Below are 25,557 nucleotides of genomic sequence, written 5' to 3' on the forward strand. Positions count from 1 at the left end.
AAATTTACTTCTAAAGATACGGTTCCTCTCCTATATTTTATGTAACTTTGCTTATAAGTCGCATAAAATATAGGACGATATGAACCAGACAATTTATCCCATCGGCATACAGAACTTCGAGAGCCTTCGCAAAGATGGTTATCTCTATATTGATAAGACCGCCCTAATCTACCAATTAGTAACAACCGGACGATATTATTTCCTCAGCCGCCCCCGACGCTTCGGGAAAAGCCTGTTGCTGTCCACGCTGGAGGCCTATTTCCAAGGAAAGAAGGAGCTGTTCGAGGGACTGGCAATGGAGAAATTGGAAAAAGACTGGATAAGATACCCCATCTTACATTTGGATTTAAATGCGGAGAGATATTCTGACCCTGAGGCATTAGAGAGTATATTACGACGTTATCTGAACCTTTGGGAAGACCTGTGGGGGAAAGACGAGAGAGAGATAACACCATCCGATCGTTTCACCGGCGTGATACGCCGTGCCTATGAGAGAACAGGACGGAGAGTGGTCATACTGGTAGACGAGTATGACAAGCCTTTGCTACAGGCGATCGGGAATCTGGAGTTACAGGAGGCCTACCGCTCTATACTGAAAGCGTTTTACGGCGTTCTGAAGAGCATGGACGGATATATCCGCCTAGCGTTCCTGACCGGCGTGACCAAGTTCGGCAAGGTAAGCGTATTCAGCGACCTCAACAACCTCATGGACCTGTCGATGGATAATCGGTACGTCGAGATATGCGGCATCACAGAGAAAGAGATACATGCCTATCTGGATGACGAAGTGAAGGAACTGGCTGATACCCAAATGACGACCTACGAGGAAACCTGCCTAAAACTCAAGCAACGCTATGACGGATACCATTTCACCGCCAAGTCCGAGGGTATATACAATCCATTCAGCCTATTGAATACCTTCGCTAAGATGGAATTCGGAGACTACTGGTTCGAGACCGGAACACCCTCCTACCTCGTGGAGCTGCTCAAGCACACCCATTACGACCTCTACGAGATGGCCAACACGGAGACCGACGCCGATGTGCTGAACAGCATCGACTCCGCCTCGAACAATCCCATACCCGTCATCTACCAAAGCGGGTATCTGACCATCAAGGGCTATGATCCTGAGTTTGGCATTTATCGACTGGGTTTCCCGAACAAGGAGGTGGAAGAAGGTTTCGTCAAATACCTACTTCCTTTCTATACGAGCATACAAGCCTCTAAGACCCCCTTCGAGATCGGACAGTTCGTACGGGAGATACGGTCTGGCAATTACGACGCCTTCTTCCACCGCCTCCAAAGCTTCTTCGCCGACACACCCTACGAGGTGATCGCCGGGCAAAAGCCGGAGCGAGACACGGAGCTGCATTACCGGAACGTCCTCTTCATCGTCTTCAAGCTGGTCGGCCTGTACACGCAAGTGGAGTACCATACCTCGAACGGGCGTATAGACCTCGTATTGCAAACCAACCAATACATCTATATCATGGAGTTCAAGCTCAACGGAACCGCCGAGGAGGCCCTGCGGCAGATCGAGGAGAAAGGCTACGCCCTACCCTTCGCCGGAGACGACCGGGAAGTCTTCAAGATCGGCGTGAACTTCTCTTCCGAGACCCGCAATATCGAGAAGTGGCTGGTTGGGTGAAAAAGTCATGTTTTTATCCAGATATACTTACTTTGCCGATACAGTATATATCCTATGCCCGGAGAAGATATACTTCAAGTGGCATCGAAGTATATCTTCTCCCCCAAAAGGCTCCTCAAGTGAATAACTAATCATTTCCCAACTCGTAAGCTTACGGCTACCCCTACTCGTAAGTTATTCACTTGACAAACCGTAAGTTATTCATTTGACAAGCCATACGCAGATGGTTTACATCTAGCGCAACAATCTGTTATTCAATGCATTTACAACAGAAATAAAAACCGTTCAAAAAAGTCGGACTTTCCAGCCGGAATATCCTCGCCTTTTTGTATTATCTTTATCGCCAACAAATAATACGCAGATGAAGAAAAACATTGTTTCCTTGTTAATTCTAATACCTATTATATGGATCTCTTGCGACGGGATGGGCCATCAAACCATAGACTTCCGAAAAATAGAGAACCTTATGCCCCAACATCCGGATAGCGCCTTAATGCTCCTTGAACAAATAGAGAACAAAGAAAAGCTATCCCGAAAAGATAAGGCACATTATTATTTATTGCTGACGGAAGCGCAAGACAAAACTTTTGTTAAGCATGAAACCGACTCGCTGATCACGATCGCAACGGATTATTATGAGGAAACAGACGATCTGGAACGAAAAGCGAAAGCTTGGTTCTATAAGGGACGGATCAATCAAAACCTAAATCATCCATTGAAAGCGCAAGAGTGTTTCTTAAATGCCTTACAGAATGAGGAGCAGATTGAAGACCATGCATTACTGGGGAGGATTAATAACGGTATAGGAATGCTTTATACCCAACAAGATGTATATGAACGAGCCTTGCTTTATCAGCAAAAGGCGGTCATGCATTTCAAGGCAATATCGGATTCTATCGGTCAAGTCTATGCACTTCGAGATCTGGGACGCATTTATGAGATAATCCACCAAAAAGACAGCGCTATCGCCTGTTATTCTAAAACTCTCGATTTGATGGTGAGCAGGAAGGTGCTCTCTGTTTATTCCGAATTATCGAGTCTATATGTACAAACAAAGACATACCCGGAAGCGGAACGTCTACTCCGTGAGATCATGGCAAACAAGCAGGCATTGGGAAATGATATTTATCCGTTCTATTTGACACTAGGCGAATATTATTATCAATGCGGTCAATTAGATTCAGCAAAGATCTATTTAGAACAATGCTTGGAAAAAGCGGTGCGATTGGACACGAGAGCGGGGGCTGTTTATCATCTATCCCAAATAGCCCTATCGACAAAACAATGGATCCTTTATGCGGAGTTGAGTCAACAATATGAAAAGATGCGTGACACACTCAACCAAGCAGAAGTCACGAATATGATTAGAAGCAAACAAGCTCTTTATGATGAACAGGATAAACAAAAATCCTTAGCGGAGGAACGAGTAAGAACGGCCTATGCGAACCTACGGATGGCCGTAATCAGTCTTATTGCTCTCTGCATAATTCTACCAACCACTTATCTTTTGTTTAAGTACAAGAAAAGACAAAAAGACCTATTGAAAATCCAAGAAGAAAACCGGGAAAAGATTTTCTCTTATGATAAAACAGTCCTAGCATATGAAAAACAGATAGAGCATAATGAACAAATCATAGAGACATTAAACAAATCTTTACAAGAGAAAGATCGAGAACAGGAAGAACTCAAGAAAGAGCTGCGGCAGGAGTTCGAACAAAAGAACCAAGCATTGTATGCCCAAAAAGAACATCAGATTGAATTATTACAGAACCTAAAAAATTCATCTGTTTATAAAAACTTTCATGAAAACGAGGAATGGAAACCGTCTACCGAGGATTGGGAAGAGCTGTTTCAGCTTATAAACGCTATTTATCCGTCTTTTGCACAAAAACTTCAAGAAGCTTACCCTAAAATACCGATACAAATGGAACGGTTATGCTATTTAGTGAGAATCCATGTGAAACCCTCACGTCTTTCTATGTTATTAAACCATAGTAATATATCAGTCTTACGGAAAAGACTTTATCTGAAGATGAGCGGCAAAACAGGAAAAGCCTCCGATTTCGATCTATATATCAATGACCTATAGTCAGTGTTAGAAAATGAACAAAAACGAAAATGCCAATTGTTCATCCATGTTCATTGTTATTAGAGAATAAAGCTTTTCTTTTGCAAAAAGAAAAACAAAATATTATGAAAACAAAATTATTAACCTTATTGATGCTATTTGGCCTCTTTTCGCCACTGTCTGTTTATGGAGATAATGTACCAACTAAAGGCAAATGGCATGACGATTATTATCGCTCTGTCACTCCTGCTCCTCCAACAGTATCCATCGACGGAAATCTATTGAGCATACATTTTATCGATGCTCTAGATGATTTGACTGTTCAAGTTGTAAATGAACAAGGAGCTATCCTATATAACGAAGTAGTCTCCGGCGAAGCAGGTGAATGTGTATCCATCTCTTTAGATCAGGCTGGCACAGGATGCTTTTATGTAGTGTTAGAACATCGCCTAGGGCAGCTTATGGGAGAATTCATCATACAAAATAATTAGGTATTATTCTTTATCATATGCAAGCTTCAGGATTAAACAGTATTATATAGTTGATCCATCACTATTGTGATAATCACTGTACAGTGCCCCCAATGATACGTTTTTCCTGGATGCTTGCATTGAATTATGTTATTAGGAACTCTAAGTGTAACCTTACAGAAATACTAAGTTTGTCATTAATCAAGAACTAATACATATTATGATAATCTACGACCCCAAAATAGCGATTCTCCTTATAGCCTTTAATCGATCAAATATAAAGCAAGTATTTGATCGTATCAAAGAGGTGAAACCGAGAAGACTATATATAGCAGTAGATGGATCAACTAATGACACACAGTGTAAAATATGTAAGGAAACAACGTCCATTGTTTCCCACATTGATTGGGAATGCCAAGTATTTAAACTATATCAGGGAAAAAATCAAGGATACGACAAACACTGTTTTCATTCGATTTCTTGGTTCTTCGAGCAAGAGCCCGAAGGAATCATACTAGAAGATGACTGTGTACCCTCTCTTTCATTCTTTGATTTTTGTACGACATTACTAAAAAAATTCAGAAATGACGAACGCATCGGACATATATCCGGAAGTAATTATCAATTCGGTAAAAACAGGGGAGACGGAACTTACTATTATTCTAACTTAACCCACGTATCCGGATGGGCTGGTTGGAGACGAGTTTGGCAAGAGCACTGCCTTAACGAAAACAAGTACGATCTTTTTAACCAACTGGATTACTTATCAAATTTACCTTCTCACGCTCCATTCCAATATCGCTGGAACAGGCTCTTCAATATAGCAAATCACAGTAATGAACATTTTTGGGAGGTAAAATACGCATACACGAACCTTATCAATAATCGATTATCGATCATTCCAAACAAAAATTTAATAACAAAGATCGCATATTATGACAAAATGCCCCATGCTATAAAAAATCATCCATTTACCAACATCAAAAACGAGGAAATCGACCATATTGTTCATCCATCTTTCATCTGTCCGGACATAGAAGCCGATTTATATTCACAAACCAAAGAATATAATACATCTTTCGAGGAACTGTATATGCCTAAAGAATACTTTTACTTAAAAGAGCACTTTGTCGCCGCAATCCGAAATAATCATATACATCCTAAAATTCCACAGATCATTCATCAGATCTATGAGGATTTAGCGGGACCACCTCCTTCTTTAGTCGAGATCTCCCAATCATGGAAAGAGCTAAATCCCGATTGGGAGTATCGGTTTTGGAATAAAAATGATATTGAGACATTTTTGAAAACCTATTATCCGGAATTTATTCCGGCCTATAATGCTTTTTCACATAATGTACAACGCTGGGACGCAATCCGGTATTTAATACTTTATAAGTTTGGTGGTCTATATGTAGACATGGATTATGAATGTACGGAAAATATCACCCCTATATTATGTAATACAGAATGTGCCATGGGATTGGAACCGGAAGCTCACGCTGTCCGTATCCATGTACCTTACATTGTTGGAAATGCTTTTATGGCAACAGTTCCGGAGCATCCTTATTTCAAAGAGTTGATCGATGCAGTTTTTTATGATAACACAAAAGCCGGAACATACACTGATTCAGTAGAATTAATACTTAACACCACAGGCCCATTTCTAACAACTCGGATATATGATAATAGTAAATATCAGGAACGGATTACGTTAATTCCGGCAGAACTCATCGCTCCTATAACTCATTCAGATATAAGAAAAATCATGAAAGAGGAAACATCTATGACTATTGAGAGCAAAGTTGAAAAATCATTTGCGATACATTATTTCTTCGGCAGTTGGCATGAGCAAACTAAAGAATTAACCTAAAAATAATATGATTATGAATACCTTTGAAGATCTTTTTTCCGAATATGCTGGGAGAATAACAGATACCGTTAATGAGCAAGAGTCTGTATTTATTCAATACTGTAAACTATTCTCTTCTATTATCACCGATAGCTTCTACGTATTGGATATAGTTCAAAAGCAATTTTGCTATATCAAACCCGATAATCTATTCTTATGTGATCATTCTGTGGAAGAAGCGATGAGGCTTGGCCATGATTTCTATACACAGATAATCCATCCTGATGACTTGCCTTTATGGACAAACATACTTAAGATCATTCCTCAATACCTAGACCGAAAAGATAAATGGAATGAAATAGATTATTTTTCTTGTACCCTTCGTTTGCTTCGCAAATATTCTTTTTCATCACACTTCCTATCACAAATGGTATATCAACGGATGAAACCTATTTGTCTAAATAACAATTTACGTTACCTTATTTGTATTGTAGAAAACTCTACAGATAAAAAGGCTGGAAATTTATTCTTACATAACAAAGACAAATCAACATACGAAGAATACAATTTCATTACCAGACGATGGAAACAAGATAAAATAGAAATACTTACAGAACGTGAGAAAGCAATACTTATGCTTGCTCAACAATGTAAAAACACTGTAGAGATCGCAAATGAATTATGCAAAGGGCAACATACTATAAGAAATCAAATAAAAGCATTATTTAACAAACTAAAAGTTCACTCTATGCAGGAAGCATTACAAATATCAAAAAATAGACTTAAGTAGGCTATTTTTACATGAAACAACACTATTAATTTTACGAACGATAATAGTATCGTCTAACTTAACAAATCAAGAAAATGAAAAATTTAGGTAAGCTTAAATTAAAACAGCTAAAAAAAGAAGAATTAGAGCGTCGAGAAATGAATGCATTAAAAGGTGGATGTAGTTGTGGAACGGCCTGTGGATGTGGTTCCGATGGTTCATGGTCTGGAGGTAGTAGTTACCAAAATAATTACGGATACTAATCTAATTTCATCGATAACCGTTAAAATTATCGGTTATCGATGAAACTTTAAACATTACAGCCATGATTAAAACACTGATTTACACAACAGAAAATAATAACTCTTATATATATGATCACAAATCTAGATTATCTATGCTGATCCACCCTGATCTTAAAAAAGCTCATGAAAATCCAGCAGAAGCGGATACATATTACTTAAAAAAATACGAATATTTAAAAAGACATGGTCTTTTTTCGGAACCTAAACCGAGTACCTTTGGTTCTTTAAACGAATCTATGATAAAAGAAAGTATAACTAAAACCTCACAAATCACATTTGAAGTAACAGATTTTTGCAATTTAAATTGTCTATATTGTTCATTTGGAGAACTATACGAAGGTTTTGATGAAAGAAATATAAAAAATATAGACATCAATTATGCAGAAAAAATGTTGAAATATATTTTTAAACTCAAATCTACAAGTAAAACAAAAAATTTAATTATTGCTTTTTACGGAGGAGAGCCATTGTTTAATGGAAAATTCATAGAGAACATAATCAATATTGTAAACACTTTAAATTACAAAAAAGAAATAAAGGTAGAATATAGCATGACAACAAATGCTACATTAATTCACAAATATGTTAAATTACTCGTAAAGTATAACTTTGAATTACTTATTAGCTTAGATGGTAATGAAAAAAATCATAGCTATAGATATTACCGAAACAACAAAAAAAATTCATTCCATAAAGTAATTGAAAATATAGACATGATTCAAAAGGAATATCCCGAATATTTTAAGAATCATATAAGATTTAATGCTGTATTACATAACAGAAACTCAGTAAAAGAAATATATGAATTTATATATGGAAGATATAAAAAAATACCACGTATAGCTGAATTAGCATTTGATGATTTAAAATCAGATAAAAAAAGTGATTATAATAAATTATTTCACAATAAACTTGAAAGCGAAAATGTTTTTAAAAATGAAAATACAGATCTTTTAGACATAATGCATACAGAATTATCCACCTATAAAGAACTCACTAATTTTTTAAAATACAATTCTTTAAATTTTTATATATCAAATATAATATCTTTATTATATGGAGTAGAAAAATATTTACCGACAAGCACTTGTCTACCAGGAGGTAAAAAAATATTGATGACAACTAATAATAAGTTATTACCCTGCGAAAGAGTTAACTATAAATATGCAATTGGAGAGATTAATAAAGAAGTAATATTAGATATTCCAAAAATAACACAACGATATAAATTTTATTTTGACCATATCAAAAATGTTTGCAAACATTGTTATTCAAATAAATTTTGCAATACATGTTTATTTCATATAAAAGGTATAGACAATGTAGATTCCAAAGAATTTATTTGTGAATATTTTTGTAATTCAAAAGAATTTACAAATAGATTACATCGAATTTTTTCTTTCTTAGAAAAATATCCAAATGATTTTTATCAAATAATAGAAAACGAAGTAATTTTATAACATTCATGGACATAGAAAATGATTATTGGTTTACAATCGAACCATATGTATTTATCAATATTGCTAATAATTGCGCATTACTATATAATACATATGATGGAAAAATATTAATAAGCAAAAAAGCAAAAGTAATTGAATTACTAAATACTTTTTTACAAAAAAAAGACTGTGGAGTTATTCTATTAAAACGAGATCTTTATCACAATTCTGATATTTTTGATTTCATCACTGATCTGAGAAATAAGTATATGGGAGATATTATTGACATTAGTTTTTCAAAAGGAAAACCTATTCAGATATTACCATATTACAACCTTAATTACAAAAATGAATTATACAAAATACACAATTTTTCACCTTATAAAAGTATCTTAGAAAAACTATCTGAGATTAGTATTTATATAGATCAAACAAGTAAAGCTGTAGATCTTGTTTCTTTTTTACAAACATTACCAGAAAATGTAATCATTAATATTATCAGTAACAATAATGAAATAGATGATAATCAATACTTTTCTTCTTTTTTAGAAAAACACAATTCATCTATAAATATTGTATGCTCATATTCAAATATTACATTATTAAACTTATCAAATACAGATAATTTATATTACAAAATAACAGTAAATTTCCCAATAAATACGAAAGAATGGGATAATTCTATACAAATATTATCCAACAAGAATTTCTCATTTGAGTATATATTAAATATATCATCTTTAGAAGATTATGAAATGGCAGAAAGACTTATTGATCAATTCCAAATCAAAAAATATATCTTCAAACCAATATATACAGGAGGTAATATTGATTTCTTCAAAGAATATGTTTTTCTTACGGAAGATGATATTTTATCAACTACTATGTCTATAAAAGATTTTTTTGCTAATCAATCTATAAATATTTACGAATTTGGAAAAATTAGTATTTTACCAAATGGTGATGCTTTTGCCAATTTAAATCATCCAGTATTAGGTAATATATACACACACAGTATTTCTGAAATAGTACAAAAAGAAGTAGAAGAAGGTATTTCTTGGTTTAATATTCGCAATAAAATTCCATGTAATACCTGCATTTATCAATGGCTTTGCCCACCACCATCAAATTATGAAATAGAAATTGGACGTATGAATTTGTGTCATATAAATACGAATTGCAACTAACATTCAAAAAATTCAATCATGAGATATTCTTATATATTTTTAGGATTATTTTTATTTATCATATCTGGATGTATAAAAGAAAAAGAACAATCAGATAATGATTTTATAACAATAGATATTACAGATAATTATCCCTTAAAAGAGCTAATCCTACAAGATATTATGGATGTAGAATATATAGCTTTAGAAACAAATGAAACTTTTATATGCCAAGGTTTTGTACAAAATATTGGTAAAAATATCATATTGGTAAGAAATTACAACAGAGATGGAGATATTTTTATTTTCAACAGAAAAGGTAAAGCATTAAAAAAAATAAACCACTTAGGACAAGGGGGTGAAGAGTATACTTTTATTTTAGGAATCACATTAGATGAAGATAATAATGAGATGTTTATTAATGACAATCTTAGCAGAAAAATATTGGTTTATGATTTAGAAGGGAATTTCAAACGAAGTTTTAAACATAAAGAAGGTACTATGTATGATAAAATATATAATTTTGACCAAGATAATTTATTATGTCACGATGGATATTCTAGTAATAATGGAGAAGCAAATGAACAATCTTTTATGCTTATATCAAAATCCAATGGAAATATTACTAAAGAAATTAGAATTCCATTTAATAAAAAAATACTAACTGCTGTACTTTTACAAGACCCAAAAAATGGAATGACATATGGAGCTACCCCATCTTCTGACTATCCAATAATTCCTATTCACAATAATTGGATACTTATAGAACCTTCATCAGATACATTATTCACATTTTCTTCTGATTTACAATTAAAACCATTTATCATAAGAAAACCATCTATTGAATCTATGAATCCGGAAACATTTCTTTTCATAAGCAGTGTCACTGATCGCTACTGCTTTATGGAAATTGTAGAAAAAAAATATGATTTTGGATTACAAAAAGGCTTTCCTCGCACTAATATAGTATATGACAAACAAGATAATTCTTTGTTTAAATGCATTGTATATAATAAAGATTTCTCAGACAAAAAACAAGTATATATGAACTCAATCCCTGTAAATTGCGACATATTAACTTGGCAATCTTTAAATACTGAACAACTAATTGAGTCTTATAATAAAGGTAAATTAAAAGGTAAATTAAAAGAAATAGCTGCAAATTTAGAAGAAGATTCAAATCCAGTAATCATGTTATTAAAACATAAAAAATAATTTAAACAATGACATCAAAAACAGAAATAGAATACGATTTACAGAAAACATCAGATATACTTATACTCAATGGAACATTAACAGAATCTCCCGGATTAATACATGGAAAAACAGGGATTGCTATATTTTTTTTCCATTATTCACAATACACAAAAAACATGTTATTTGCAGATTATGCTATGGATATAATTTATGAAATACAAAATCAAATTCATTCTAATAGTCTTGCTAATTACGAAAATGGAATAGCTGGTATAGGTGTAGGAATTGATTATCTAATTCAAAATAATTTTTTGACTTCAGAGGATGATATTTATGAAGATATTGATGAAAGAATGTATAGAGCAGTCATGTATGATCCTTGGCAATCTTTCAATATGTATGATGGATTGACTGGGTATGGAAGATATTGGATTATGCGATTAGGTTATCAATCACCCTCTAAATACGCAAAAGAGTGCTTAACGCATATAATAATAAAAATCAAAGACAATTTATCCAATATTTCTCCAGATGAACAAACAGATATATACTGTTTTTTACATGATTTACAAAAAACATCAAGCTTTAGTAATTGTACCGACATTTTAAAGCAATGTTACAAATGGGATCTATTCTCATCAAAACATATTAATAGATACTTTCCTCATCTAAAAAATCATATAATAGGCAACAAAGCACGAATAATTAAATATTATAACTATTTCACAAATCCACAGCATAATGACAATATCAATAACAACTTTTATTTAGATACAGAAATATCACCAAAATCAATGGGTATTCTTGACGGTTTTGCAGGTAAAGGATTGTTGCAATTAACAACATTAAATTCATTAAATACCAGATGGATGCAATTATTATAAACTACTAATAAAAATATCATTTATGAATTTATACATATTTAACGAAACCCGTAGAGGAGCTATTTTTGGTATAGGAACCTATATTAGAGAATTAGTCATTGCCTTAAAAGATAGCGACATTCATATTTCTATAATAAATTTAATGTCAGATAAACCACAAATACAAATAGATAATATCGATGGAATAAATTACTGGTATTTTCCAAATCCAATATTAGAATTGAGAACATTAGACAATCAGAAGCAAAGGGAATTATATTTCAAAAATATAGTTTACTTGCTAAAAATACATATAACAAATGAAAAAGAATTGATATTTCACATAAATTATCATCAATGTACAAGCCTTGCAATTGAATTAAAAAAAATGTTTAATTGCAAAATAATTTCAGTTGCACATTTTTCCGAATGGGGATTTATTATTTTTGACAACAAGTACCAATTAGAACACCTATTAAACAAAAATAACACAGATAATTTTGCTCTAAATTTCAAAAAAACAATTGAAGAAGAAAAGAAAGACTATTTAGTAACGGATCATACTATTTGTTTATCAAATTATATGCAAAATATATTATGTCAATATTACAAAATAAAACCATCAAAAATATCCGTAATTCAAAATGGATTAAGCAACATTAAAAACATATCAATAAAAAACAATTCTTTACGCAAAAAATGGCATTTACAAAGTAAAGAAAAAGTAGTCCTCTTTGTAGGTAGAATTGATCAAGTAAAAGGAATACGTTATTTAATAAGGGCTTTTTATGAGGTATTAAAAACAGATCTTAATTGCCATCTGATAATAGTTGGGAATGGTGATTATGATACCTTTTTTCAAGAAGCTAAGAATATTTGTACAAGAATCACATTCACTGGGCTCTTAGAAAGAACAGATCTATATGAATTATACCAAATAGCCAATGTCGGTGTCGTACCTTCCCTATTCGAGCCTTTTGGTTATGTACCTGTCGAAATGATGATGCATGAATTACCCATCGTCGCAACCGCCACATCAGGATTGAACGAGGTAGTAGACGAATCTTGCGGATTGAAAGTACCATTAATAGTATCTCCTAATAATGTAGAGATCGACACCTCTTTGTTAGCACAGAAGATCATCTACCTATTACAGAACCCGAAAGAAGCGAAACGACTCGGGAAGAACGGTCGTAAACGGTATTTGGAGAAATATTCCTCGGAAGTATTCGGGAAAAACATGATCGCATTTTATAAATCCTTATTCCAAGAATGTAAGTAATAAACAACTAGCTTGATACTATTATATGAATACGCTCAATCAAATCGACATATCGATCATTATCCCGATATATAACGTAGAAAAATATTTGACGGTTTGTATCGACTCGTTGATGAACCAAGGTGATCTACGCATGGAGATTATCTTGGTTAATGACGGCTCGACTGATTTGTCAGGGGAAATTGCTGATGAATACGCTAAAAAAGAGGAGCGTATCAAAGTGATTCATCAAGAGAACGGGGGAGCATCCGCAGCCCGCAACGTTGGTTTGGATATTGCCACGGGAAAGTACATCGCTTTTTTGGATAGTGATGACTGGATTAAAGATGAATCATTATCTCTTTTATATGATGAGGCCGTGAAATATCATGCCGATGTCGTGATGGGAAATATGTGGCTATGCCATCAAGACGGAAGTATGGATAAACCTTTTAAATGTATTTCCAACGGATCTATAAAAGAATTGCTTTCCGGTAAAGAAGGTTTCATAGAATTAGTCAAAACGTGTTTCTATTTGCCTACACCCGTCAGATACATATACAATAGGAAATATCTGCATAAAATACAGGCTCGTTTTGAGGAAGGCATCATGCATGAGGATGAATTATGGTGTCCCATCGTCCTTTGCCAAGCGGAGAGGATGGTTATCACCAACATTGAGTTTTATTATTACCGCCAGAACGAAGAATCGGTCATGCATACGACAAGCCTAGCCCGAAGGCTGAAATCATTATTTCAAGTTACTGAGGGATTGATTAAATTCTCTGATCAATTTGTTTCCTCTAAGACGAGCGTTGACTTGAGAAGCTGGTGGTATGTAAACATCCTCAGGCTTTATTCCATGGCCTTCACACTACTTCCCAACATAAAAGATTCCTCATACATAGTACACAAACATTATCTGGATCGATTTTGGAGGGATTGCGGGCAAATGATTCCGGAATCTATACAAAGATGCAGAAATTATTACTACAAGGCAGAAGCCGGGCTGAAAGAATATACGGATTGGCGTGTGTCTGATTGGGTAGCAGGCGTAGATTGCCAAATAAAGGCTGGTAAAAAAGTGATGCTCGTATTCAACACGATAAATGGGGAAGATCTACAGTTGAAAATAGAGGATGTACCCGTTGATTGGGTGATAACCACCGACAGGAAATATTTCCAACAGGCGACTATAGTCGTTTTCCACCTTCCCACATTGCATTATGAGCTAGAGAATGATCTGGATAAGTTGGAAGGACAAACATGGGTCAGCTGGCATCTGGAGTCCGAAAAGGATGATCCGGGAATTAACGACCCGGAAATAAGCGAACTATTCGATCTTTCGATAAGTGACCCACAAGATAGCGAGGGTGAACAACATCCATTGCTAAGACTGTGCCGAAATTATGTAAATAATGGATAGAATTCCATTCATCGCTATAAGTTTTGAGCAAAAAGAAGAGATCACGAGAAAAAATAACCTATTTTTGTAATTAGGCATGATTGAGCGAATGTATCGCCCTAAGTGTTTAACCTTAAATCGTAAGAATAATGAAATGGATAATCACAATTTCAGCGATCCTTCTCTTTGCGTTAGCGGGATGTGGAAAAGATAAACAATCAACAAATGAACTCATCACAGTTGATGTTACAAAGAATTATCCTGAAAAGGAATTGACACTACAGGATTTCATGGATGTGGAATACATCCCGTTGGAAACAAATGATGAGTTTGTTACCCAAGGCAAAGTAATGGCCATTGGTGCAGAAGTTATATTAATAACCAACTGGGCCAACGACGGGAATTTGTTTGTTTTTGACAGAAAAACCGGCAAAGCCTTGAAGAAGATAAACAGGAAAGGGCAAGGTGGCGAGGAATATATAGGTATTACGGAGATTGTTCTGGATGAAGCAAACAAGGAAATATTTGTCATAGCCTATACCGGAAGTAAAATCTCAGTATATGATCTAGACGGAAATTTTAAAAGGAGTTTCAAAGCCGCAGGTACGGAATCTCATGTAAATACATTTAATTACGACCGGGAAAATTTGATCTCTTATGTACCGGATAATAGTCTGGAAAACCCGTCAAACGCCATACCTCCATATTATTTAATCTTTTCCAAACAGGATGGAAGTATCACCCGGAAAATATCAATTCCTTTTGATGAAGTTAAAAGCCCGGTCGCAAGAGACGGGGAAAACTGGGAGAACTGGGCCGCTCCAGTTCCAACCGCCATGTATCAAATAGTTCCAGATCATACCAATTGGGTACTTATGGAGACATCATCCGATACCATATACCACTATTTGCCGGATGCTAATACGACAATCCCCCTTATCGTAAGAACCCCCTCCATACACTCCATGGATCCTCCTGAAGTATTTCTTATACCAACCGTTTTTACCGACCGTTATTATTTCATGAGCCTGTTGAAAGCGGAATTTAATTTTGAAACAGGGAGAGGGTTTCCAATTTCCGGTTTGATGTACGATAGACTGGAAAATTCTTTATTCATACCTAAAATATACAATGGTGATTATACCAGCAAAAGAGAAGTGGATATGACGTCGAGACCTTTAGATCCGGAATTCGTAATCGGACAGTCATTGCAAGCCCACGAACTTGCCGAGGCTTACGGGAGAGGAGTACTGAAGGGCAAACTGAAAGAGATTGCGGCTAAATTGGATGAAGAGTCCAATCCGGTGATTATGCTGATAAAACACAAGAAAAATAAATACTAGCATGAAAGTAAATTTAATTTCAGCAGTCCTCCTCTTTGCCTTAGCGGGATGTGGAAAAGATAAGCAATCGACAGACGAGCTTGTCACGATCAATGTTAGCAAAGATTACCCAGAAAAGGAGCTAATCCTTCAGGATATTATGGATGTAGAATATATTGCGCTGGAAACAACTGACGAATTTATCACACATGGTAATGTCATGGATATCGGCGAAAAATTTATAATAGTAAAAAACAACACAAACGACGGGAACATATTCATTTTTGACCGGAAAACGGGGAAAGCTATACGGAAAATAAACCGTTTAGGACAAGGTGTCGAGGAATATCCGGGGATTGCAGGAATTACACTAGATGAGGAAAACAATGAGCTATTTGTTACACATACAGGGAAAATATCAGTATATGATTTAAACGGGGACTTTAAAAGAAGCTTTAATTTCCTAGACCCCGAGAGTGACTACCTTAAGGTTTTTAATTATGACAAGGATAATCTGATCACTTATGATAACAAAGGCTATGGAATGGTGGCAGACCAACAGCCTTATCATTTGATTATCTCAAAGTATGACGGAAGTATTATCCAGAAAATTACAATTCCTTCTAAAGAACAGAAAACACTGGTTATATTCGGAGATAATGATCAAAAAGTAATTCCTACTTTTTTTGCTACAACCGCCACTTCCGATAATTGGATACTTATGAATCTCTCATCCGATACCCTATATTCCTATTCGCCAAACGGTCATATTAAGCCTTTTATCGTGAGGACACCCTCTATATATTCCATGGATACAGAAATATTTCTTTTTGTAGAGGGGGTGACAAGCCGTTATTATTTTATGAGAACCGTAGAAAAAAAACTCGATATTAAAACGAGAAAAATACCGGTGAGTAGGTTGGTATACGACAAACAGGAAGATTCTATATTCAAATATCAAATATATAATACTGATTTTTTATATCAAAGACCGATCTATTGGATTTCATCTATTAATCAAGATATTGCGAACTGGTATCCCTTTGATGCGCCTGAATTGATTGAGGCTTATAAAGAAGGGAAGCTCAAAGGCAGGCTAAACGAAATCGCAGCGAAATTAAATGAGGATTCCAATCCCGTCATAATGCTGATCAAGTATAAGAAATAAGAACTAAATCATGTCTATATCCTAATGTTTTAATTTATGCTAAGATCGTTTCCACATTATCAGCAATTGGATTCTATGGACTGTGGTCCTAGCTGCCTCCGTATGATCGCCAAGTTCTATGGCCGTGTGTACTCGATCCAGAACTTACGGGAGAAAGCCTTCATCACCCGGGAAGGAGTCTCCATGCTGGGTATCAGCGAGGCGGCGGAAGCGATCGGGTTCCGAACACAGGGCGTGCGGATCACGGTGGAGGAATTGGAAAAGGAATGTCCCCTACCCTGCATACTGCACTGGAACCAATGGCATTTCGTGGTTTGCTACAAGATAAAGAAAGGGAAGTTCTACATAGCGGACCCGGCGGCGGGACTTATCACCTATACGAGGGAGGAGTTCAAGCGGTGCTGGGTCAGTACCAAGGTGGACGGGCAGGATACCGGGACGGCGCTCTTGCTGGAACCGGGGCCGGAGTTCTACGGGATGGAGGACGAGGAGAGAGACAGGAAACGTAACCTCGGATTCTTTTTCCGATATATATCGCCCTACAGAAGGGAGATGGCACAGCTCGTGCTGGGCATGGTGACAGCCAGCGTACTGCAACTCATCCTGCCTTTCCTCACGCAGAGCTTGGTAGATACCGGTATACGGGACAACAACCTAGGTTTCATAACCTTGATCCTTATATCGCAATTGGTGATCTTTATCGCCAAGCTATCCGTGGACTTCATACGGAGCTGGATATTGCTGCACGTAAACACGAGGATCAATATCGCCTTGATCTCCGATTTCCTCGCCAAGCTGATGCGCCTGCCCCTGCATTTCTTCGATACCAAGATGGTGGGCGATATCATGCAGCGCATCGGAGACCATGACCGCGTCGAGGCTTTCATGACGGGGACATCCATCAATACGCTCTTCTCTTTCGTTAACTTCATCGTGTTCGGGTTCGTACTGGCCTATTACGACTGGACGATACTGGGACTCTTCTTGGTAGGTAACGGGTTATACGTGGCGTGGGTACTCGCCTTCATGAGATGGAGGAGGGAGCTGGACGTAAAGCGTTTCTCGCAGGCGGCCGGGGAGCAGAGCAACCTATTCCAGCTTATCACCGGAATGCAGGAGATCAAGCTCAATAATTGCGAGACCAAGATGCGCTGGAAATGGGAACGGATACAGGTAAAACTTTTCAAGATAGGGATCAAGGGATTGGCGTTACAACAATATCAGCAACTCGGGGCGGTCTTTTTCAACCAGACCACGAACATACTCATCTCCTTCATCGCCGCACGGGCCGTCGTGCAAGGGGATATGACGCTGGGTATGATGATGTCGGTGACCTACATCGTGGGGCAGCTCTCTTCGCCTATCGAGCAATTGATCGATTTCTCACGGTCCTTGCAGGATGCGAAGATCAGTCTGGAGCGGCTCGGCGAGATACACGGGAAGGAGGACGAGGAACAGGCAGGCGGGATAAGGCTGAATGTTCTCCCCGATGACAGGACGCTGCGGCTGGAAAATCTCAGCTTCAGCTATGACGGGGCGGACAGGGATTACGTGCTGGAGGATATCAACCTGACGATACCCCATAACAGGGTGACCGCCATCGTAGGGGCCAGCGGGAGCGGGAAGACAACTATAGTAAAACTTCTGCTCGGTTTTTACAACCCCAACAAGGGGGACGTGAGGATCGGCGATACCTCCCTCAGGAACCTAAACCCGCACGTATGGCGTAGCAAGACCGGTTCGGTTATGCAGGATGGTTTTATCTTCTCGGATACGATCGCCAACAACATCGCCCCCGGCGAAGAGGTGGTGGACAAGGAACGCCTGCTTCATGCCGTGACGGTGGCGAATATCCGGGATTTCATCGATTCGCTCCCGCTGGGCTATAATACGAAGATCGGCATGGAGGGCAATGGAGTAAGCCAAGGGCAGAGGCAACGGATCCTGATCGCCCGGGCGGTGTACAAGAATCCCGACTTCATCTTCCTGGACGAGGCCACGAACGCCTTGGACGCAAACAACGAGCGGGAGATCATGGAGCAGTTGCACGCCTTCTACAAAGGACGGACGGTGGTGGTCGTGGCGCATCGACTAAGCACGGTACGTGACGCGGACAAGATCGTGGTGCTGGACAAGGGACGCATCGTGGAGGAAGGGACGCATCAGGAACTCACGGCCTTGCGGGGGACTTATTATAAGTTGGTGAAGAATCAGTTGGAGCTTGGGAATTGAGAATTGAAAATTGAAAATTAGTTGGAGAAGAGAAATAAGGACATAGAACTGAGGAGCGAGGAGGTACAGGAGGTGATGGGGCAAGTGCCGGCCTGGATCGTACGGTGGGGGATAACGCTGTTATTCCTCGTGGTCGTGACATTGCTGGTGGGAAGCTGTTTCTTCAAATATCCTGACGTGATCACGGCAGACATGACATTGACGGGGCAACATCCCGCGACGGCGGTAGTGACACGGGCGGCGGGAAAGATACAGGAGCTGCTCGTCAGGGATAATCGCCCGGTAAGGCAGGGGGATTGGCTGGCGGTCATAGAGAATCACGCCGACACGGACGATGCCATCTATCTGGATAAGGCGTTGGAACGATCCGGAAGCGACGTGGATAGCTTGGACAAGGCATTATCAAAGTACAAGGAGCTATCGCTGGGTGATATGCAAGCGGCTTACTCGGGACTACTCTCGGCGCTCCATGCCTGCGTCAATTACAGGGAGATCGATTATTATCCGCAAAAAATGACCTCCATCCGCAAACAGATAGCGTTGTATAAGGCTTACTATAACGAGACCGAACGGCAGCGGAAGACCCTCTCGGAGCAATTCGCCTTGACAAGGCGGCAATACGCCCGGGATTCATTATTGTATAGCCGGTCCGTGATTTCCTCCTACGAGCATGAGACCGCACGGGCTTCCCTGCTGCAAAGCCGTTATTCGCTGGAAGGGGCGGCAGCCTCGGCCGAGAATCTCCGGATACAGATCGGGGAGCAAGAGCAATCCTTGCTGGATCTGACGCTGGAGCGGAGCGAGAAAGAATTTACGCTACGGCAGGAATTACAGACCGCCCGGGAACAATTGCTGAACAGCATGAACGAGTGGAGGTTACGTTATTGCCTCATCGCCCCGGTAGGGGGTGTCGTAACTTTCACTAAGTACTGGAATGAGAACCAGTATATCCCATCCGGAGAGGTGGCTTTCACCGTCGTGCCGCAAGGCGAGGGCCGGCTGGTGGGGAAGGTGCGCATACCGATAGCACGCTCGGGAAAAGTCCGGAGAGGCCAGCGGGCGATCGTCCGTTTCTCCAATTTCCCGGATCAGGAGTTTGGAGTGGTAAATGGCGTGGTATCGAATATCTCATTGGTCCCCACCGACGAGTACTATACGGCGGATATCGATTTTCCAGAGGGTCTGAGAACCAATTACGGTATCGACCTGCCCGTCTCGCCCGAGACGCAAGCCTCCGCGGAGATCGTAACGGAAGAATTACGCCTGATCGAACGATTCTTCCTCCCGATCAAACGGATCGTGAAAGAAGGATTTTAGTGTAATATTATCCTTTCTTTCCTATGCGTTTATCACAGATGTCACGAGTGACAGAGTTCGCCGCAGACTCTAGTTCCACGATATCCACCATCATAGCTGATTTCATGGTTGATAGCATCTGGCGATCCATATAGTTCAGTAAGGCGACAACCCATAGTAAACCGACTACGATCCAAGGATATAATTTCTTATTTTTCATTTGATTGAGGAAAATAAAAAGGAAAACAAAGCCTTAGAAACATCAGGAGCCACGGTTGTGACCCCTGATGTCAATTGACCAATTTTCAGTATTTTAGATAAAGTTATTTAGAAAGAATTTCGTCGCAGAGTAAACTACATTTGAGAAGCATTCTAGGAATGTGGAACGGACCTTTGAATAGATTGCCTTTGGCAGATTGAGAGACACTACCATCGAAGTGTAGGTAGCCATACCATTCCCCATATTCTTTGTCGGGGAGATGATTAAATGTGTAATCGTTTATTAGTTTGTGCATTTCGAGATATTTGGCGTCGCCAGTCGCTTGGTAGGCGTAAAGCGTAGCGATAACCGCCTCGCATTGTGGCCACCAAAACTTCATGTCGTGCCAATACTCTTGGGGAGGGAAGTTTTTGCAATCCTTGAAATAGTTGATTCCGCCGTACGTCTTATCCCAGCCCCAGTCCCAAGACCAGTTGAGGATTTGTAAACCCATCTCTTTCAGTTGGGGGTCCCATCCTCGGTATTTGGCCTCTTCCAAGATAAACCATGCGGTCTCGATGGAGTGGCCGGGATTGATGGTACGCCCGGCGATAGAGTCGATAAACTCACCGTTGGGTCCTACTGTCTCCAAGATAGCCTTGAATTCGGGATGCATGAAATCACGGCGTAACTCGGCTATGGAATCATCGATTTGTTGTGTAAGTATGGGATCGTTTATGGCCTCACGGATGCGTGCCGCCGTATCGATCAGTATCATGCAGAAAGAGTGGCCTTTCGCCACGAGACCTTCACGAAATTTAGGCTCCAATAATCCCGGGGTATTCTTATAGTGCAATACTTGCTTGAATAAGTTCACGGCCTTCTCGGCATAGCCTTTGTCGCCTGATGCCAATGCATAGTGGGCCATGGCGATCGCCGCGAAAGTCTCGGAGAATACGTAACGGCGTTTACGTACAGGGATGCCTGCCGCTGTCACCTCGAAGAACATACGTCCGTCCGTATCAAAACAATGTTTCTCGATGAAATCGATACCGTTTTTACAGGCTCTCAGCCATTCTTCGTTCTTCTCAATGTGATTATAGGCATATGCCAAGATAAAGGCGAATCGTCCTTGGAACCAAACGGATTTAGTGGAGTCCATCAGAGTACCATCCCGGTCTATGCAAGTAAAGTAACCGCCGTTCTCTTTGTCCAGTCCGTATTTCATCCAAAAAGGAAGAATATTGGAAAGAAGCTCATTCCGATAGGTCTTGCCCCAATAAGCTAGATATTCCGATGGATTAGATAAGTTGTCAAACGCTGCCATACCTTAGAATTTATTACATCTTTCAAAGAAATTGATAGCCTCTAATTCCGCTTTCATTGCGGCCTCTTCTTCGTCCGTCATATTCCGGAACGGGGTACGGTTCTTGCCGAGATCTAATCCGATCAATTTCATGATGCGTTTTCCTCCGACGATATTACCACGGTAATTGCAGATAACATTAATAACCTCCTGAGAGAAGTTTTGTCTCTCGCGAGCTGTCTCTAAGTCACCGGCTGCCCAAGCCTCTAGGATACCGGTTAATTCTTTTCCGTTATAGTTTGTGGTACCACCGATACCTCCTTGCGCTCCACCCATCGCAAGGCAAGGAAGAATCGTTTCATCCTGTCCGTGCAACATGTCGAATTTACCATCCTTGTATAAACGACATTGATTGTATTCGTATAAGCTCTCGTATGTATATTTGATACCGGCGAAATTAGGGATACGCCCGTCTACTGCTTTTAAGAAATCCAGCATAGGGAGGAAAGCGTTGTTAAACGCAGGGATATGATAGTAGTAAAACGGTAAGGCAGGAGCGCCGCAAGCGATCTCCTCGCAGTACTTTACCAATTCCTCAATTCGACCGATACGAGGGAAAGGGGTAGCCATAGCGCCAATACCCCAAGCGCCGATCTTTTGAGCATGTTCCGCTAAATTACGACTAGACTTAACGCATGTGCTACCTACGTGCACAATTACCTTAAAGCCTTCCGGAGCTGCTTCCATCCATTTCTCGGCCAATTTCATGCGTTCTTCCTCTGTCAGCATATAACCTTCTCCGGAAGAACCATTGATGAACACGCCTTTCAGTCCGTTTTTCACAAGAAGTTTCGCATAAGCTTCAATTGGCTCGTAATTAACTTCCCCGTTCTCATGGAACGGAGTGAAGGGAGCATCGATCAGTCCTTTAATTTTATCCATACCTGCGTTATTTTTATGAGTTTTAACCTCTGATTTTAATTACGATGCAAATATAAATAAAATATTTTAATAATAAACCAATATTTTATCAAGAAAATGAAATAATTATTTGATTTTTATTTAATTCCTTTGAAATGGTTGTTAAATCATACCTAGAATTTTAGATCGAGATAGCAGGCAGGCCCCTAATATGCCCGCTCTTTCACCTAATTTGGATACTTTGATCTGTGTATCACGGGTTACCAAGTTTAAAGAGTACTTCCTAACGGCACTTTTAATAGGTAGACTTAAATATTCTCCCGTTTGCGACAAGGGCCCACCCAGTACGACCAGTTCTGGATTGAAAATGTTCATCAATCCTGCTATTCCTTTACCTAGATTAAAACCGATCTCCTCCAGTATCTCAATAGATAGCATATCCTCTTTGTGAATAGCGTCGATCAAGTCAGAGAGTCCGATGTATTCCCCGGCATCGATTTTACTGGCCAATATGGTGTTGCTACCCTCTTTATACCGCTCAAGGAGGGTACGGTATAGGGCAGAACCGGAAGCTCCAGTCTCGAGGCATCCTTTTTTACCGCAATGGCAAAGAATCTCATTCTCGAAGAAGCTGAAGTGCCCAAATTCTCCGGAGAAGCCTGATTTCCCGAAATAAACCTTGCCGTCTATGATGATACCGATACCTAATCCCCAAGATATATTGATGAATAGGATATTTTTTTCTCCTTTTACGACTCCTTGAAGATATTCGCCGTAAGCCATGGAACGGGTGTCATTCTCTATATAGATCTTTATATGTAGTTTTTCCTCAAGGATTTGAGACAAGGGCTTCTCCTCAAAGTAAAAAATGCTATAGCTATATCCGGCGAAAGGATTTACCCGTCCGGATATATTAATGCCAATGCTTAATATCTTTTCCCTTGGGATCGGCAACGAGTTTATAAATTCATTGATACATTCGCAAAGATGGTCTAAAGCGGCTGGTGTGTTTTCGAGTGTATAAGGGATATTCTGCTCAATGCGGATCTTATCTCCCTTAAAATCTAATATGGCTAGATTCAGTTGATCTTTCAGTATATCTACGCCCACAAAATAGCCGGATGCGGGATTGAGCCCGTAAATACTAGGCTTACGCCCTCCGCTAGTCTCTTGTTTTCCAAAGTCGAGTATATAACCGTCCTCTTGTAATTCGCTAATTAGCTTGGTGACGGTGGGGATACTGAGATTCATTTCTTTACATACCTCCGCTATAGTAGCGTCTCCATTGGCCATATAATAATGTATGATCTTCTTTTTCAGAAGGCCACTACGAGTATTGTCATCGGACGAGAGCAAGAACTTAGTTGTCATGGTTATACCTTTATTGAGTGATTAGGGCAAAGGTACAATAAGTTTTTTCAAAAACTAAGCGTAATAAAATAAAATTTTTTCATAAGGAGCTATCTTAATTGTAAGAATTTGTAATAGAAGTTGAATGACATAGTCTGCGGCGAACTTCGGACGTTTGATGGCAGTCTTCCTCTGGATCTACGGATTCATGAGCCCTGTAGCCGGTATGGTGGCAGACAGGGTAAACAGGAAGTGGCTAATCGTGGGTAGCTTATTTGTCTGGTCCTTCGTGACTTTGATGATGGGGTATTGCACGGATTTCAATCAGATCTATTACCTACGTGCCTTGATGGGGGTCAGTGAGGCCCTGTATATTCCTGCCGGATTATCGCTTATCACAGATTATCACCAAGAGAAAACACGGTCATTAGCCGTAGGTATCCATATGACAGGTCTATACGTAGGCCAAGCCTTGGGAGGATTCGGAGCTACGGTGGCCAGCGCTTATACGTGGGAAACGACTTTCCATTGGTTTGGTATCATCGGCATCGCTTATAGCGTGGTCTTGATCATCTTCTTACACGATAAGAAAGATCATGTCGAACAAGCCGTAAAACTGGAAAATTATCCGAAAGAGAATCCGATTTCCGGTGCGTTTAAAGGATTAGGGATGTTATTCACGAACATCGCTTTTTGGATCATTCTTCTTTATTTCGCCACGCCGAGCTTACCGGGTTGGGCGACAAAGAACTGGCTCCCTACCCTATTCGCTGAAAATCTCTCGTTGGATATGTCCGAGGCCGGTCCGTTATCTACATTCACGATCGCTATCTCTTCCTTTATAGGGGTAATCGCCGGAGGTATTTTATCCGATAAATGGATCCAGCGGAATGTCCGGGGACGTGTATACACAGGCGCCATTGGTTTGGCATTAACGATACCCTCTCTCCTATTACTAGGATTTGGGCACAACTTCCCGATGATTATCGGCGGTGGTCTTTGCTTCGGTATCGGTTATGGTATATTCGACGCCAATAATATGCCTATCCTTTGCCAATTCATCTCCCCCCGTTATCGGGCTACAGCCTATGGAATTATGAATATGACCGGTGTATTCGCCGGAGCCGCCATCACGGATATACTAGGAAAATCTACCGACGCTGGTAATCTTGGCCATGACTTCGCCATGCTAGCCGGATTGGTACTCATCGCACTTTTAATCCAAGTGATCTTCTTACGTCCGAAAGTCGCTAATATGACCGACGAATGCTAATTAATCTCATCCAATAAACTAAATAAACAACAAAAAAGTAATTCATT

The 25,557-nt window shown here is 39.1% G+C and carries 19 protein-coding genes and 2 pseudogenes; 17 read left to right on the top strand and 4 right to left on the bottom strand.

What is annotated here, in order from left to right:
* Nucleotides 1-79 precede the first annotated feature (79 nt).
* From ACESPU_RS07305 to ACESPU_RS07380, 16 genes are all read left to right on the top strand, one after another.
* Complete coding sequence (locus ACESPU_RS07305) at nucleotides 80-1,648, top strand: ATP-binding protein (protein WP_373133233.1); 1,569 nt, start codon at nucleotides 80-82, stop codon at nucleotides 1,646-1,648.
* A 361-nt stretch (nucleotides 1,649-2,009) separates the two neighbouring features.
* Nucleotides 2,010-3,737 carry a tetratricopeptide repeat protein gene (locus ACESPU_RS07310; RefSeq protein WP_373133234.1) on the top strand — a complete coding sequence of 576 codons (1,728 nt, stop codon included), beginning with the start codon at nucleotides 2,010-2,012 and terminating at the stop codon, nucleotides 3,735-3,737.
* Nucleotides 3,738-3,841: 104 nt separating this feature from the next.
* Nucleotides 3,842-4,207, top strand: a complete 366-nt coding sequence (locus ACESPU_RS07315) for a DUF3244 domain-containing protein (RefSeq protein ID WP_008773255.1) — start codon at nucleotides 3,842-3,844, stop codon at nucleotides 4,205-4,207.
* Nucleotides 4,208-4,406: 199 nt separating this feature from the next.
* Nucleotides 4,407-6,059, top strand: a complete 1,653-nt coding sequence (locus ACESPU_RS07320; protein WP_373133235.1) for a glycosyltransferase — start codon at nucleotides 4,407-4,409, stop codon at nucleotides 6,057-6,059.
* A 13-nt stretch (nucleotides 6,060-6,072) separates the two neighbouring features.
* Nucleotides 6,073-6,828 (top strand): response regulator transcription factor, encoded by a 756-nt coding sequence (locus tag ACESPU_RS07325; RefSeq protein WP_192922584.1) that lies wholly within the window; start codon nucleotides 6,073-6,075, stop codon nucleotides 6,826-6,828.
* 74 nt (nucleotides 6,829-6,902) lie between these two features.
* Nucleotides 6,903-7,070 carry a TIGR04149 family rSAM-modified RiPP gene (locus ACESPU_RS07330; protein WP_122379014.1) on the top strand — a complete coding sequence of 56 codons (168 nt, stop codon included), beginning with the start codon at nucleotides 6,903-6,905 and terminating at the stop codon, nucleotides 7,068-7,070.
* A 62-nt stretch (nucleotides 7,071-7,132) separates the two neighbouring features.
* On the top strand, nucleotides 7,133-8,572 hold the full coding sequence (locus tag ACESPU_RS07335; protein WP_229033054.1) for a radical SAM peptide maturase: 1,440 nt from the start codon (nucleotides 7,133-7,135) through the stop codon (nucleotides 8,570-8,572).
* 5 nt (nucleotides 8,573-8,577) lie between these two features.
* The gene (locus ACESPU_RS07340) at nucleotides 8,578-9,738 is read left to right on the top strand and encodes a TIGR04150 pseudo-rSAM protein (protein WP_195205236.1); all 1,161 of its coding nucleotides are present in this window, start codon (nucleotides 8,578-8,580) and stop codon (nucleotides 9,736-9,738) included.
* An 18-nt stretch (nucleotides 9,739-9,756) separates the two neighbouring features.
* Complete coding sequence (locus tag ACESPU_RS07345; RefSeq protein WP_158532675.1) at nucleotides 9,757-10,932, top strand: 6-bladed beta-propeller; 1,176 nt, start codon at nucleotides 9,757-9,759, stop codon at nucleotides 10,930-10,932.
* An 8-nt stretch (nucleotides 10,933-10,940) separates the two neighbouring features.
* The gene (locus tag ACESPU_RS07350; RefSeq protein ID WP_122378770.1) at nucleotides 10,941-11,798 is read left to right on the top strand and encodes a lanthionine synthetase LanC family protein; all 858 of its coding nucleotides are present in this window, start codon (nucleotides 10,941-10,943) and stop codon (nucleotides 11,796-11,798) included.
* Between the two features lie 22 nt (nucleotides 11,799-11,820).
* Nucleotides 11,821-13,059, top strand: a complete 1,239-nt coding sequence (locus ACESPU_RS07355; protein WP_195205235.1) for a TIGR04157 family glycosyltransferase — start codon at nucleotides 11,821-11,823, stop codon at nucleotides 13,057-13,059.
* Between the two features lie 25 nt (nucleotides 13,060-13,084).
* Nucleotides 13,085-14,464 carry a glycosyltransferase gene (locus tag ACESPU_RS07360; protein WP_158532673.1) on the top strand — a complete coding sequence of 460 codons (1,380 nt, stop codon included), beginning with the start codon at nucleotides 13,085-13,087 and terminating at the stop codon, nucleotides 14,462-14,464.
* Between the two features lie 128 nt (nucleotides 14,465-14,592).
* Entirely contained in the window at nucleotides 14,593-15,786 is a 1,194-nt protein-coding gene (locus ACESPU_RS07365) for a 6-bladed beta-propeller (protein ID WP_158532672.1), read from the top strand.
* A gap of 1 nt (nucleotide 15,787) precedes the next feature.
* On the top strand, nucleotides 15,788-16,933 hold the full coding sequence (locus ACESPU_RS07370) for a 6-bladed beta-propeller (RefSeq protein ID WP_057317666.1): 1,146 nt from the start codon (nucleotides 15,788-15,790) through the stop codon (nucleotides 16,931-16,933).
* A 36-nt stretch (nucleotides 16,934-16,969) separates the two neighbouring features.
* Complete coding sequence (locus ACESPU_RS07375) at nucleotides 16,970-19,165, top strand: peptidase domain-containing ABC transporter (RefSeq protein WP_270215465.1); 2,196 nt, start codon at nucleotides 16,970-16,972, stop codon at nucleotides 19,163-19,165.
* Between the two features lie 21 nt (nucleotides 19,166-19,186).
* The gene (locus tag ACESPU_RS07380) at nucleotides 19,187-20,482 is read left to right on the top strand and encodes an HlyD family secretion protein (RefSeq protein WP_122144418.1); all 1,296 of its coding nucleotides are present in this window, start codon (nucleotides 19,187-19,189) and stop codon (nucleotides 20,480-20,482) included.
* 55 nt (nucleotides 20,483-20,537) lie between these two features.
* Here ACESPU_RS07380 and ACESPU_RS07385 read toward each other — a convergent pair.
* The 4 genes and pseudogenes from ACESPU_RS07385 to ACESPU_RS07400 form a co-directional block, all read right to left on the bottom strand.
* A pseudogene (locus ACESPU_RS07385) lies at nucleotides 20,538-20,681 on the bottom strand (MFS transporter); the annotation flags it as partial.
* A 103-nt stretch (nucleotides 20,682-20,784) separates the two neighbouring features.
* Entirely contained in the window at nucleotides 20,785-21,987 is a 1,203-nt protein-coding gene (locus ACESPU_RS07390; protein ID WP_122144419.1) for an AGE family epimerase/isomerase, read from the bottom strand.
* A 3-nt stretch (nucleotides 21,988-21,990) separates the two neighbouring features.
* Nucleotides 21,991-22,908, bottom strand: coding sequence for a dihydrodipicolinate synthase family protein (locus tag ACESPU_RS07395; protein WP_008773239.1), 918 nt, complete (start codon nucleotides 22,906-22,908; stop codon nucleotides 21,991-21,993).
* A gap of 141 nt (nucleotides 22,909-23,049) precedes the next feature.
* Complete coding sequence (locus ACESPU_RS07400; RefSeq protein WP_121962055.1) at nucleotides 23,050-24,258, bottom strand: ROK family transcriptional regulator; 1,209 nt, start codon at nucleotides 24,256-24,258, stop codon at nucleotides 23,050-23,052.
* A gap of 133 nt (nucleotides 24,259-24,391) precedes the next feature.
* Between ACESPU_RS07400 and ACESPU_RS07405 the strand changes: the two are divergent.
* Nucleotides 24,392-25,510 (top strand): annotated as a pseudogene (locus ACESPU_RS07405) (MFS transporter); the annotation flags it as partial.
* Nucleotides 25,511-25,557: the final 47 nt, after the last annotated feature.

Source organism: Parabacteroides sp. 20_3 (genome assembly GCF_964238835.1).
GTDB lineage: Bacteria > Bacteroidota > Bacteroidia > Bacteroidales > Tannerellaceae > Parabacteroides > Parabacteroides distasonis.

Excerpts from the sequence above, each read along its gene's own strand:
- ACESPU_RS07330 (WP_122379014.1), top strand. The coding sequence starts at position 6,903 with ATGAAAAATTTAGGTAAGCTTAAATTAAAACAGCTAAAAAAAGAAGAA.
- ACESPU_RS07360 (WP_158532673.1), top strand. The coding sequence starts at position 13,085 with ATGAATACGCTCAATCAAATCGACATATCGATCATTATCCCGATATAT.
- ACESPU_RS07325 (WP_192922584.1), top strand. The coding sequence starts at position 6,073 with ATGAATACCTTTGAAGATCTTTTTTCCGAATATGCTGGGAGAATAACA.
- ACESPU_RS07340 (WP_195205236.1), top strand. The coding sequence starts at position 8,578 with ATGGACATAGAAAATGATTATTGGTTTACAATCGAACCATATGTATTT.
- ACESPU_RS07375 (WP_270215465.1), top strand. The coding sequence starts at position 16,970 with ATGCTAAGATCGTTTCCACATTATCAGCAATTGGATTCTATGGACTGT.
- ACESPU_RS07305 (WP_373133233.1), top strand. The coding sequence starts at position 80 with ATGAACCAGACAATTTATCCCATCGGCATACAGAACTTCGAGAGCCTT.
- ACESPU_RS07400 (WP_121962055.1), bottom strand. The coding sequence starts at position 24,258 with ATGACAACTAAGTTCTTGCTCTCGTCCGATGACAATACTCGTAGTGGC.
- ACESPU_RS07310 (WP_373133234.1), top strand. The coding sequence starts at position 2,010 with ATGAAGAAAAACATTGTTTCCTTGTTAATTCTAATACCTATTATATGG.
- ACESPU_RS07345 (WP_158532675.1), top strand. The coding sequence starts at position 9,757 with ATGAGATATTCTTATATATTTTTAGGATTATTTTTATTTATCATATCT.
- ACESPU_RS07395 (WP_008773239.1), bottom strand. The coding sequence starts at position 22,908 with ATGGATAAAATTAAAGGACTGATCGATGCTCCCTTCACTCCGTTCCAT.
- ACESPU_RS07370 (WP_057317666.1), top strand. The coding sequence starts at position 15,788 with ATGAAAGTAAATTTAATTTCAGCAGTCCTCCTCTTTGCCTTAGCGGGA.
- ACESPU_RS07390 (WP_122144419.1), bottom strand. The coding sequence starts at position 21,987 with ATGGCAGCGTTTGACAACTTATCTAATCCATCGGAATATCTAGCTTAT.
- ACESPU_RS07320 (WP_373133235.1), top strand. The coding sequence starts at position 4,407 with ATGATAATCTACGACCCCAAAATAGCGATTCTCCTTATAGCCTTTAAT.
- ACESPU_RS07315 (WP_008773255.1), top strand. The coding sequence starts at position 3,842 with ATGAAAACAAAATTATTAACCTTATTGATGCTATTTGGCCTCTTTTCG.
- ACESPU_RS07365 (WP_158532672.1), top strand. The coding sequence starts at position 14,593 with ATGAAATGGATAATCACAATTTCAGCGATCCTTCTCTTTGCGTTAGCG.
- ACESPU_RS07350 (WP_122378770.1), top strand. The coding sequence starts at position 10,941 with ATGACATCAAAAACAGAAATAGAATACGATTTACAGAAAACATCAGAT.
- ACESPU_RS07355 (WP_195205235.1), top strand. The coding sequence starts at position 11,821 with ATGAATTTATACATATTTAACGAAACCCGTAGAGGAGCTATTTTTGGT.
- ACESPU_RS07335 (WP_229033054.1), top strand. The coding sequence starts at position 7,133 with ATGATTAAAACACTGATTTACACAACAGAAAATAATAACTCTTATATA.